This window comes from Metasolibacillus sp. FSL H7-0170, from assembly GCF_038593115.1.
GTDB lineage: Bacteria > Bacillota > Bacilli > Bacillales_A > Planococcaceae > Metasolibacillus > Metasolibacillus fluoroglycofenilyticus.
Window position 1 is genome coordinate 1,599,222 of the sequence record NZ_CP151964.1, and the last position, 11,888, is coordinate 1,611,109.

Sequence of the window (11,888 nt, forward strand, 5' to 3'; positions counted from 1 at the left end):
GTATTCCCAATTTAAATTAGGAATGAATCGCTGTTTTTAAAGTATTATTTTATCTTTATGAAAGCTACTTCGTTGATTGGAGTGTAGGGCGCCGACTCCTGTGGGATTAGCGGGACAGGTGAGACCCCGCAGTGGAGCGAAGCGACCGAGGAGGCTCACCGCCCGCCCCACGGAAAGCGTGCGCTCGGAACGGAAATCAACCGTTTTAGCGTAATACCGATTCATGGGGACTTTTTCAGTGGCCTAGAAAAATCTGGCTAGCCTTTTTTCAGCCAATTATTACGCGTTCCTTGGGATAATGGTATTTTAATTTCTTCGTATTGCCACCTAAAGTATATAAAAATGAAATTAACCCAACACGACCAATAAACATTAAAATCATAATAACGATTTTTCCAAATGTCGATAAATCACTCGTAATGCCAAGTGACATTCCACATGTCCCGAACGCTGATGTAATTTCAAAAATTAGCTGTGTAGCCGTTGCATGAGGCTCCGAAATAAGCAGCATAATGGCAGCCAAAAACACCATGAAAAGCGCCAATGTAATCACAACAAAGGAACGGAATACATCAATCATATGAATTTCCCGCCCAAACACTTGAATTTCTTCTCGACCATTTGCATACGTAATTAAAAATAAAATAGCTATAGCAAAAGTGGTTGTACGAATTCCTCCACCAACAGAGCTAGGGGATGCCCCAATAAACATTAAAAAGCTCATAAAAAGGTCTGTCGCCTCACCGAATGTTTGCACATCATAGGTTGTCAAGCCTGCTGAGCGTGTCGATACCGAATGATACATGGCGGAAAATAAAGCCTCATGCCAAGTCATCCCTTTAAATGAGTGGAAGCTCTCAAGTGCTAGAATGCCTAATGAGCCGATAATAAATAATATCCCATATGTCGCTGTCGTAATTTTAGTAAACAGACTGAATCGGAATGTCCGGTCTTTTTTTGTTAAAAAAATCTTTAATTCAATTAAAACAGGGAAGCCAATTGCTCCAAGCACAATTAATAGCATGGTTACAAATTGAACGAAATAATCTAAATGAAACGGCTGCAAACTCATACCTGTAATGTCAAAGCCGCCATTTGTCGTTGCTGAAATCGATGTAAAAACACCATGTATTAAAGCTTCCTGCCACGTATCAAAATAACGTTGAAAGTGCAAAGTTAAAATTATCGCACCAGCAGCTTCAATGAAAAATAATATTTTTACAATCTCACGAATTAATTGAACAACCCCAGATAATTTGTATTGATTATGGTCAATCATAATCAACTGTCTTTCACGCATACCAATGCGCTTCCCAACAAGCAGCCAAATAAATGTCCCAAGTGACATAATGCCAATAGCACCCAACTGCAAAACGATAAGAAGCATAACAAGTCCAAATGTCGTATATGTTTCCGAAATATCAAAAACAGTTAAACCCGTAACACTTACTGCACTAACCGCTGTAAATAATGTATCTAAATAAGCTACCTCTATCCCTTCTCGATGTACCCCCGGGAGTCGCAGCAAAAAAAACGATGTAGCAATTGCTATAAAATAATACGACACAAGCAATTGGAATGGCGTAACTAATCTTAGTTGCTTTTTTTTCTTTTTCATCTAAATGCCCTTCCTTCTTTAGGTAGTCATTAGTATAGACAATGTAACGAAAAAAGAAAAGGGGCAATAGGAAAGTGATGGTATATTTCAACTTCTTTCAAAAATGTTCACTGGTGAGTTATCTGCAATTTTCATTAACTATTCTAACAATAAAAAAACAACTGCCGTAAAGTTTTTGTTCTTTGCTCGACAGTTGCTTTTTATTGTTTAAGAAATTTGTTGTTTTTTGTTTTTTGCTACACTGAAGAAATAGCCACCTGCTGCAATCGCAACTAGCACAATCCAGAATGTCGCCTTCCACACCGTTGAATGAGGGAAATCATGAGGGATTAATGCCACTTTTTCATGCGCTAATGTTAACACGACTAATTTTACTCCTACCCAGCCAACAATTAAAAAGGCAGCTGTTTCAAGTGATGGGAGCTTGTTCAAGATTTTCACAAACCATTGTGCTGCAAAACGCATGATGATTAAACCGATTAGACCACCTAGGAACATAACAGAGAACTGCCCCGCATTGATACCGCCAATGTGATATTCTGTTAAATGCGGTAATGTTACTGCAATTGCTACTGCTGCAAGCATTGAATCGATAGCGAATGCAATATCGGCTAGCTCTACTTTCACAACAGTCATCCAGAAGCCAGAGCCTTTCTTTTCCTTTACCTGCTCCTCATCCTTATCTTTCTTAAACTTCGCATCATAAATATGTTTGAATGAGATAAATAATAAATATGCTGCACCAAGCGCTTGAATTTGCCAATAGTTCACTAAAACTGTAATTAAAAACAATGCTGCGAACCTGAAAATAAACGCTCCAAATAATCCATAAAATAGTGCTTTCTTTTGTTGTTCCTGTGGTAAATGTTTGACCATAACCGCCATAACCACTGCGTTATCTGCTGCAAGTAAACCTTCTAATACGACAAGGACTAAAAGTACCCATGCATATTCTAATAAGATTGCTTCCATCATCAGTTCCTCCTCTAGTTATTGTATACCCATTTTCATGCACTTCGAATACCTTTTTAAGGCAACAAAAAAGACCTATGCCTAAAAAGCAGGCAAAGGTCTTGCTAAGCAAATTTCATTGCTATCACACCCGATGGCAGAGCCATGTAATGACGAATGTGAAGTAAGTTAGTTGTAGGCTGCTGTTAGATTCAACAGTCCTATCAATACTTATAGCTACTCCCCTTTGACATAATGTCAATGGATATTTTAATGTGTACTTAGTATAAGTGAAATACTATATTTTTGCAACAGATTTCTTTAAATGGCGTGTTTCTTTATCCATTAGGCTATAAATAATCGGTACAATTAATAAAGTGAGCAGTGTCGATGCGAATAATCCACCAATCACAACAATCGCCATTGGCTGATTTAGCTCTGTTCCCTCTCCTATACCTAATGCAAGCGGAATTAAGCCAAGCATTGTTGTTAAAGCGGTCATTAAAATCGGACGTAAGCGGTCACGACAAGCGCTTAAAATCGCCTCAAAAGATGGCTGTCCCTGCTCTTTTTGCTGATTAATATAATCTACAAGTACAATGCCATTATTCACAACAATTCCTACAAGCACTAATATACCAATAATTGCTGTTATACCAAGCAGCGTATTTGTCATAAATAGAGCGAGAGCGACTCCTATCACCATTAATGGCACACTAAATAGCATAACGAACGGATATTTCAATGATTCAAATTGTGCTGCCATAACGATATACACTAAAACAACCGCAAGTAATATTGCCAATATCATATCGTTTTTTGCACTATCAAATAACTCTCTATCTCCACTAAATATTATGCGTGTTGCGTCATTCAATGCTACAGTGGCGATTGCTTTATCAACCTTTGATGAAATGCCACTTAATGATTCCGTCGTTGCATATTTAACGAAAAAGGCTACAGCCGAAGCTTGGTCTGAACGTCTAATCGCTGTCGCTCTTTGCGCTAGCTCAATCGTCGCAACATCTTCTAATTCGACAAAAAGACCTGCTGGGGTGCGGAGCTTCATGTTTTTTAGCGCTTCAATATTCGTATTAAATGCATCACCGAAACCTGTTGTCACAGGTAGTACAACGCCATCCTCTGCAATAATTTGCGTCGTATAAAGACCGCGTGTCATGCTGCCTACCGCCTGTGCAATTTGAGCAGGTAATAGACCATAATCCTTTGCCTTCTTCGAGTTTACCTCTATCTGAACCTCCTCTACAATGCTATCTAAATCTGTCGTCACTTCGCTCACTGTATCAATTTCTCCTACAGCTTGTTGAATCGCTAGCACGGCTTCCTGTAATCGCGCCTCATTTGTATCGGTAACACGAAATGTCAATGTATTTGGGGTTGAACCAGAGGATGAGGCTAATGAAAATTCCATTTCTGCACGCTCTCCTATAATAGCTGCTAAATCCTGCTCCATCACTTCAACAAGCTCAAAAATTGAGTTGTTGCGCTCAGCAATTGGCACAAGCTTAATGTAAAGCTCTGCCTCGTTTGCCCTAACTGTACCGCGCGATATAGATTGCTGATTGCCACCAATTACGCTGACGACAACATCCACTTCCTGAAGCGGCTGTATATAATCTTCAATATCCGCTACGACACTCTCGGTTTGTTCGATAGAAGTGCCATTTTTCAACTGTACTTGCAATGAAACATAGCCCTCATCCGTTGAAGGTATAAATTCTGTTCCCGTACGATAAAGCATAAAGCTAGTCACCACAAATAATAGTGCAGTCGTTATTAATACGAGCGCTCGGTTATATAAGCCCCAGCGAATAAGTTTTTCATAAGCTTGATAAAATTTCGATTGCTGACGTCGCTCTATTAAGTTCGTCATTTTCGGCTTTAATAAATGACTAGCTAGCATCGGCACAACTGTTAATGCAACAACTAACGAAGCAAATAAGCTAAAGGCAATCGTCAAGGCAAACTCGGTGAAAATTTGCCCAATTAAGCCTGAAATAAAGACAACTGGTAAAAAAACAGCTACCGTCGTTAATGTCGATGCAATAATAGCAAGGCTTACTTCCTTCGTTCCATATAAAGTCGCCTCTCTCGGTGATTTGCCTAGTGCCATATGACGCTCAATATTTTCAATAACAACAATAGCGTTATCCACAAGCATCCCGATGCCTAACGCAAGGGCTCCGAGTGTCATAATATTCAATGTAAAATCAGCAAAATAAATGAGAACGAACGTCACAATCACTGAGTAAGGAATTGCAATACCGACAATTAAAGGGCTAATCAAGCCCCGTAAAAAAACAAATAAAACGAGCATTGCAAAGATACCACCAAATAATAGCGATGATGCGATATTATCAATGGCAATTCTCACATAATCACCTTGGTCAAATAATAAATGTGCTGTAACATCCGCATATTGAGGCTGTGCCAATAGCTTTTCTAAAGCCTCTTGAAAGGCGTCCGATACTTGCGCCGTATTGGCATCCGATTGTTGGAGTACTGAAATTAATAGTGCTGGATAATCATTAGCGCGTGTAATTGTCGTTTGCGGCTGTTCGCTTCGCGCTACTGTGGCAATATCTCGCAGCAGTAATGCTTCACCTGTCAACGGATTCACCGAAACAATAAGCTCGGCTATTTGTTCAGGGGAAGTCAACAAACTAACAATACGCGTTGTTAATTGCTGTCCATCTATAGATACTGTTTCACCAGGCAAAGAAATATTATTAGCCTGAATAAGCTGGATAATATCTGTTTGCGTTAATCCCTTTGCTTCCAATTGTCCAGCATCTAATACAATGCTAATTTCCTCTACAATTTTCCCTGATACATTAATGCTCGCTACGCCTTCTGTTCGCTTCAGCTCCTGCTCTAACGCCTCCGCCATTTGTCGTATATCGACATCCGCGCTCTCTGCCTGCAAGCCTAATTGAATAATCGGAAACTGCGATGGGTCGAACTTCATAAAGCTCGGCTTTCCAACCCCATCTGGTAGTGTTACCATTTCTAAACGTTGCATGATTTCCATCTGCATCACATTCATATCAGTCGTCCAGCTAAATTCAATAATCGTTAAATTAGCCCCTTCTTGCGCTGTAGATTGTAGCCGCTTAATACCAGGTAATGTTGCCAAGCTACTCTCCAAAGGCTTCGTCACTTTTTCACTCACCTCAAGCGGGCTAGCAGCAGGATAGCTTGCCACTACAACACCAATGGGCGGATTCAAATTAGGTATAAGGGTTACAGGTATTTTAAACAGTGAAACAAATCCTAAAATGATAACGAGCGCCATCGTTACTATCGTAAAAACAGGACGTTTCACAGAAAACTCAGTTATTCTCATGCATAATACTCCTTCATCTCAGTTACTCTATTTTCACCTTCTTGTTTCGTATTTATTCGACATGATGTGCGTGATTACCTGTCTAAAAAAAGCACAGGCAATTATGCCCGTGCTTAGTTTTAATAAAAAGAAAAGTATTTGATTAGTTTGATTTATTAACTAATATCTTTTTGCATTCCTCTGACACCATAAATTTGAATTGCATTTATAATTACGGCAATGACGATAATCGACCCTTTTACAACTAATTGCATGTAGGAAGATACGCCGATTAATACCATTCCATTACTTAAAATTGCAATAAATAAAGCACCAATAAATGTTCCAACAATTGAACCTCTTCCCCCCGCTAAGCTAGTCCCTCCAATAATAACAGCAGCAATAACATCTAGTTCCCAACCGTTTGCAACAGTTGGGTTTCCAGACATTAGACGTGAGGACAAAATAATACCTGCTAAAGCAGCCAACATACCAGTAATAACAAATACTAATGTTTTTACACGTGCTACGTTTATACCTGATAATTGAGCAGCCTTAATATTACTTCCAACCGCATATACATATCGACCAAATGGGAATTTCACCAAAACAAAGTAAAATATCACGTAGAGTAAAACCATTAAAATCACAACAAATGGAATTGAACCAATAAATCCACTACCGATAAAACTAAAGCTTGCTGGAAATGGAGCAATTGGGAATCCACCGGTTATTAAATACGCCACACCTCGCCAAACTGATAACCAGCCAAGACTCGTAATAAATGTAGGAATACCGTAACGATTACGTAAAAACGCAATTGTCCAACCGCTTATTCCTCCTAGCATAATTGTTAAAATAATCGCTAGCCAAATATTTAAACTCATTGTAATAGATAAGTAACCTAGTACCGCGCTACTCGCAGCTACCAATGAGCCAACCGAAAGATCAATTTCAGCGGTTATAATAACCATTGTCATTCCAATCGCAATAATTGCTATCATCGACATCTGTCTTAACACATCTATTAAATTTGACGTTGTAAAGAAATTAGGAGCAATAAATGAAAAAATTAAAATTAAAAAAATTAATACACCTGTTAACCCTAAAATGTTGCGATTTTTCTTTAAAAAATCTGTCAATCTACTCTCTTTTCGCTCTATGACGACAGTTGCTTGTCCTTCCATTCTGCTCCCTCCATTATTGCTGTTGTAAGCTCATTAACTGTTAAATTTTCATTCAAAATTTCATTTACTAATCGCCCTTTTTCCATAATAAGAATCCGATCCGCAATTTGAATAAGCTCTTCAATATCTGAAGACACGACAATTAATGAGATTCCTTTAGAGGAGATGTCCTCTAATAATTTATAAATTTGTCCCTTAGCACCGACATCAATTCCGCGTGTTGGTTCATCTAACAATAATACTTTTAAATTTTCGATAACAAGCCATCTTCCTAGTATGGCTTTTTGTTGATTTCCTCCGCTAAAAAACTCTATTTCCTTATCTGGTAAATTAGGGAAAAATCCTGTTTGTTTAATTGCTTGCTTTGAATATTTATCTTCTTTGCTGTTACTAATTACAAATCTACTCGTAATCTGCTTCATAATTGAAACTACAATGTTTTCTCTGACGCTTCGTCCTAATAAAATACCTTCATTTTTTCTATCTTCGGTTACAAAGCCAATACCATTTTGAATCATTATATGCTGCTTAGGATTTGTAAACAATTTCCCATTTAATTCTATTTGACCTTGCAAAATATATTCATACCCGAAAATAGTTTTTAACAGCTCCGTTCTGCCAGAACCCATTTGCCCTGTAATACCTAATATTTCTCCTTCTTTTAAGTTAAAAGAAATATTTTCTATGTCTTTTGTTGTTAAGTTACGAATAGATAAAACATTTTTTCGGTTAACCTTATCAATTTTTTCCTTAGTATGAATCTTATTTACTGCACCTAGCATTAAATCTACCATTTCACTAATAGATTTCTCATTTACTTTATATGTTCCAATATTTTTTCCGTCCCTAAAAACACTGATGCAATCGCAAATTTCTGATAATTCATTCAATCTGTGTGTAATATAAATAATTCCTACACCGCTCTCTTTTAAACGTGCAACAATTTCAAATAACTTTTTTGTTTCCTTTGCATTTAATGCAGATGTTGGCTCATCTAAAATTAGTATTTTTGCATCTAATGAAATAGCTTTGCATATCTCCACTATTTGTTGCTCTCCAACAGGTAAATTCTCAACTAATTCCCTAGAGTCAATATCGACTCCAACACGTTTTAAAAGTTCGTCCGAATCTGCATAAAGCTTGTCGTAATCAATTACTTTTATACCTGTATTTTTTACTGGATATCTGCCAGCAAAAATGTTTTCAGCAACACTTAGATGATTAAATAAACTAAATTCTTGATAAACGATTGAAATACCCATTTCCTTTGCTTTTTGTGTTGATTGAAATTTTATTGGAGATCCTTCTAGAAGAATCTCCCCTGAATCTGCTTGATATGCTCCTGAAATCATTTTTACTAGGGTTGACTTTCCCGCACCATTTGAGCCTAGAATAGCATGTACTTCTCCAGCATTCAGTTTAAAATCAATTTCTTTTAATACATCTACCGTACCAAAGCTTTTGCATATTTTTTTCATCTCTAGTAATGTACCAGTCATGATTATCACCAAACTTCTACAAGTTTTTATACTTCTCGATATATTGTTCTAACTTCTCTTTATCCTCTTTCGTAAAGAAATCTAAGTCCACAACAATATTACTATCAACAGATTCACCTTTTAATGCTTTTACTGCGGCTTTCACAGATTCATAGCCAATCTTTTCTGGGTCTTGAGTAGAAACTGCCTGATATGGATTCGCTGGGTCTAATAAAGCATTTGCTGACTGCAAGTCCATATCTGTCCCAAAGAATTTAATTCTATCTTGAAGACCTTTTGAAATAATCCCTTGAACTACTCCGTGTGTTGTTCCACCATTTGCTGCCCACATCACATCAATATCTGGATTTGCTTGAATCATAGTTTCTGCAACAGACATTCCATTCTCAGGTCCATTGGCATCTTGCTGGCTGACAATTTCAATGCCTGGTACCTTTGAAATTTCTGCTAAAAAACCCTCTGCTCGTTTAATTCCTACTTCAAACATCGAAAGTGTCACCATGCCAATTTTAGCTTGGCCACCCAGTTCATTCTGTACATATTCAGCTACTTTACGGCCAGCTTGTGCACCTAATTCAAAGTTATCAATTCCAACATAATATTCCATTACGTCTTCATCAACATTTGTATTATAGTTAACTATTAATACATCTTTTTCTTGTGCACGTTTAATTGCTTCCACTGATGATGAAGAATCGATTGCTGAAACAATGATTGCGTCCATTCCTTGAGATGTGTATGTGTCAAATAAACTAGATTCTGTTGCTAGGTCTAAGTTAGAATTGCCGATTTTCAAATCAACATTATATTCTTTGGCTGCCCGTTCCATCCCATACTGAATTTGCTTAAACCATTCAACATCAGATTGCATTAGTACGCCGGCAATTTTAAATTCTTTGTCGCCTCCGTTACTACCTTCTGAACTCCCACCTTTATCACTACATGCTCCCAACATCAATCCACTTACTAGTAACATACTTCCAAATACTGCTTTAAACTTTTTCATAAATATTTCCCCCTTTTTAGCTATTTGATTTCATCTAGATATACTGGTCGATTTTCCTTCATTGATTGATAGGCTGCATAAACCATTTGCAATGTTTGTAAATTATCTTCTGCACTGTTCTCTGGTTCTGTATTATTTACAATTGCATTCATTAATTCACCCATTGTTCCAATAAATGCATCTGGAAACCATTTTCCTTCAAGCTGTGGAGTAATCCATGTTCCTTTTTGAAGAATATTTGAAGTAAATGTTAAACTATCCTCTCGCCCTATTGGGTAGTTATATAGTGCCCCATTTTCTCCCTTAATTACTCCTTCAGTTCCTTCAAAGCGATATTCTGCAAACCAGTCGTCTTGTGTAAACTGATTATTATGTGTGTCATAAATTAGAGCTCGAACCTCACCTTTAAACTTCATATGAATCATTGTTCTTGTTTCTCCCTTAACTTTTTGCCCAGGGAATCTTGCTCCATCTGCGTAAATATATTCCGGAGCCCCAAATAAGAATCGAATTGAATCCATGTAGTGTATACTGTGGTACATTATTTCTAAAGTCTCTATTTCTTTTAAAAATGGCCAGTTTTCAAATTGAGTTTGAACGTTTACTTGAATAGAAGCATTAACTAAATCCCCAATCCATCCTCTGTTAATGATATTTGATGCTGCTCTAATTGATGGCGCCCATCGCATTTGCTGATTTACAGCAATTTTAACACCGTGTTCTTTTCCCAACGCTACAATTTCTTTGGCATTTGTGTAGGTATCTGCTAATGGCTTTTGACATAAAATATGCTTTTTAGCCTTTACCGCTTTTTCAACAATTGCCAGTTGCATTTCCGCTGTTAAAGCTATATCAACAATATCAACCTCTGGATGATTAATTAGTTCATCAATTGAATCAAAAACGTATGGTATATTATACCTTTTTGCCAATTGTTCTGCTTTTTCAATAGTTCGGTTATAAATAGCGGTTACTTTGAAACCCGCTTTCTCATAGGCAGGTAAATGAGCCTCACGTACAATTTCCCCTGCACCAACTATCCCTATTCTAAAAGTTTTATTATTAGGTATAGGTGGTTTATAATTTAATTCTTCCATTACTGCATCTCCTTTACTTTAAATAGAATAGCTCCTCCATTTCCAGCCACCATTCTTCTGACTTTCTAGTTTCATAAGGTGTTTGTAAAGGCTTACAAATCTCCCACCATTTTTGAGTTGCTGAATCTTGAGCCATCTTTTCCATATCTTTTTGATAATCGGTCCCTGTATATTCAAAATAACTAAATAACTGTCCATTAGAGTAATAAATAGAGTAGTTTTGTATATTACATTCTTTTATCATTTGAAGCACTTCAGGCCAAACTTCACTGTGTAACTTTTTATACTCTTCATAATTTTCTTTAGATAATTGAATTGTACTAGCTACTCTTTTCAATAGATTCCCTCCAATTTATAAAATTCAATTGCCGTTTTATACCAAATGTCTTCTTGTTGTTCTTTTGTATATTGATTTAAACATCGCTCAGTTGCATCCACTACTTGTTTATATGTTCCAGCAAGGTTTAATACTGGCCAATCACTTCCGAACATTAACCTATTCGAGCCAAACATGTTTATTACTCGATCAATATATGGCTGAAAATCATCAGCTTTCCAATCGTAAGAAGCAGCCGTATTTAAACCTGAAATCTTCGCATATATATTCGAATTCTTTGCAAGTTCCTTCATTTGAGATTCCCAAGGTTCGAAAACCTTCTCTGCAATTTTAGGCTTTGCTAAGTGATTTATAACCATTTTTAAATTCGGAATCCTCTCACTTACGATTAATGCTTGCTCTAAATGAATTGGTTCTACTGCAACAACATCAAAAGGTATGTTTTCCTTCGCTAAAATTTGAAGTCCATTCATTGTTGCAGGATGAGTTAACCATGTTGAATCCCCCTCATTATGAATTAAATGCCGCATTCCTTTAAAATAAGGATTTGCTTTATATTTTTTAATCGCTTCCCTCAGAGCTGTTTCATCTCTCAAAGGTAACCACCCAACCACACCTGCAACCCAATCATACTGCTTCGCAATTTCAAGCATATAGTCAGTATCCTCGAAACTATCGAAAGCTTGAACAATTATTGTTTTATTAACGTTCACAGTTGGTAGTATTTGCGCTAATTCATCAGGTTCAATATTACGATATATTTCCTTTTCAGCAGAGGTCGGCCATTTATACGGCACTCTTTGAAAGTTCCAAAAGTGCTGGTGTGTATCAATTTTCATATCATCAC

General features: G+C 37.1%; 9 protein-coding genes. All 9 read right to left on the reverse strand.

Annotated features, from left to right (window positions below):
- Nucleotides 1-268: 268 nt before the first annotated feature.
- Nucleotides 269-1,618, reverse strand: coding sequence for a TrkH family potassium uptake protein (locus MHH70_RS07590; protein ID WP_066169486.1), 1,350 nt, complete (start codon nt 1,616-1,618; stop codon nt 269-271).
- A 207-nt stretch (nt 1,619-1,825) separates the two neighbouring features.
- Nucleotides 1,826-2,590 carry a TerC family protein gene (locus MHH70_RS07595; RefSeq protein ID WP_066169483.1) on the reverse strand — a complete coding sequence of 255 codons (765 nt, stop codon included), beginning with the start codon at nt 2,588-2,590 and terminating at the stop codon, nt 1,826-1,828.
- A gap of 277 nt (nt 2,591-2,867) precedes the next feature.
- On the reverse strand, nt 2,868-5,936 hold the full coding sequence (locus tag MHH70_RS07600) for an efflux RND transporter permease subunit (RefSeq protein ID WP_342472962.1): 3,069 nt from the start codon (nt 5,934-5,936) through the stop codon (nt 2,868-2,870).
- A gap of 155 nt (nt 5,937-6,091) precedes the next feature.
- Nucleotides 6,092-7,102, reverse strand: coding sequence for an ABC transporter permease (locus tag MHH70_RS07605; protein ID WP_342472963.1), 1,011 nt, complete (start codon nt 7,100-7,102; stop codon nt 6,092-6,094).
- Nucleotides 7,075-8,601, reverse strand: coding sequence for a sugar ABC transporter ATP-binding protein (locus MHH70_RS07610; protein WP_342472964.1), 1,527 nt, complete (start codon nt 8,599-8,601; stop codon nt 7,075-7,077). The genes MHH70_RS07605 and MHH70_RS07610 overlap by 28 nt, the downstream gene beginning before the upstream one ends.
- Before the next feature lie 16 nt (nt 8,602-8,617).
- Complete coding sequence (locus MHH70_RS07615) at nt 8,618-9,607, reverse strand: substrate-binding domain-containing protein (protein ID WP_342472965.1); 990 nt, start codon at nt 9,605-9,607, stop codon at nt 8,618-8,620.
- A gap of 20 nt (nt 9,608-9,627) precedes the next feature.
- Nucleotides 9,628-10,704, reverse strand: coding sequence for a Gfo/Idh/MocA family oxidoreductase (locus tag MHH70_RS07620; RefSeq protein WP_342472966.1), 1,077 nt, complete (start codon nt 10,702-10,704; stop codon nt 9,628-9,630).
- A gap of 13 nt (nt 10,705-10,717) precedes the next feature.
- Entirely contained in the window at nt 10,718-11,041 is a 324-nt protein-coding gene (locus MHH70_RS07625; protein ID WP_342472967.1) for an L-rhamnose mutarotase, read from the reverse strand.
- Nucleotides 11,038-11,880 carry an amidohydrolase family protein gene (locus tag MHH70_RS07630; RefSeq protein WP_342472968.1) on the reverse strand — a complete coding sequence of 281 codons (843 nt, stop codon included), beginning with the start codon at nt 11,878-11,880 and terminating at the stop codon, nt 11,038-11,040. Before MHH70_RS07630 ends, MHH70_RS07625 begins: the two co-directional genes overlap by 4 nt.
- Nucleotides 11,881-11,888: the final 8 nt, after the last annotated feature.

What these genes read in the sequence shown, in the direction of transcription:
- MHH70_RS07605 (WP_342472963.1), bottom strand. Translation starts at nt 7,102, where the DNA reads ATGGAAGGACAAGCAACTGTCGTCATAGAGCGAAAAGAGAGTAGATTG.
- MHH70_RS07610 (WP_342472964.1), bottom strand. Translation starts at nt 8,601, where the DNA reads ATGACTGGTACATTACTAGAGATGAAAAAAATATGCAAAAGCTTTGGT.
- MHH70_RS07630 (WP_342472968.1), bottom strand. Translation starts at nt 11,880, where the DNA reads ATGAAAATTGATACACACCAGCACTTTTGGAACTTTCAAAGAGTGCCG.
- MHH70_RS07615 (WP_342472965.1), bottom strand. Translation starts at nt 9,607, where the DNA reads ATGAAAAAGTTTAAAGCAGTATTTGGAAGTATGTTACTAGTAAGTGGA.
- MHH70_RS07595 (WP_066169483.1), bottom strand. Translation starts at nt 2,590, where the DNA reads ATGGAAGCAATCTTATTAGAATATGCATGGGTACTTTTAGTCCTTGTC.
- MHH70_RS07590 (WP_066169486.1), bottom strand. Translation starts at nt 1,618, where the DNA reads ATGAAAAAGAAAAAAAAGCAACTAAGATTAGTTACGCCATTCCAATTG.
- MHH70_RS07600 (WP_342472962.1), bottom strand. Translation starts at nt 5,936, where the DNA reads ATGAGAATAACTGAGTTTTCTGTGAAACGTCCTGTTTTTACGATAGTA.
- MHH70_RS07620 (WP_342472966.1), bottom strand. Translation starts at nt 10,704, where the DNA reads ATGGAAGAATTAAATTATAAACCACCTATACCTAATAATAAAACTTTT.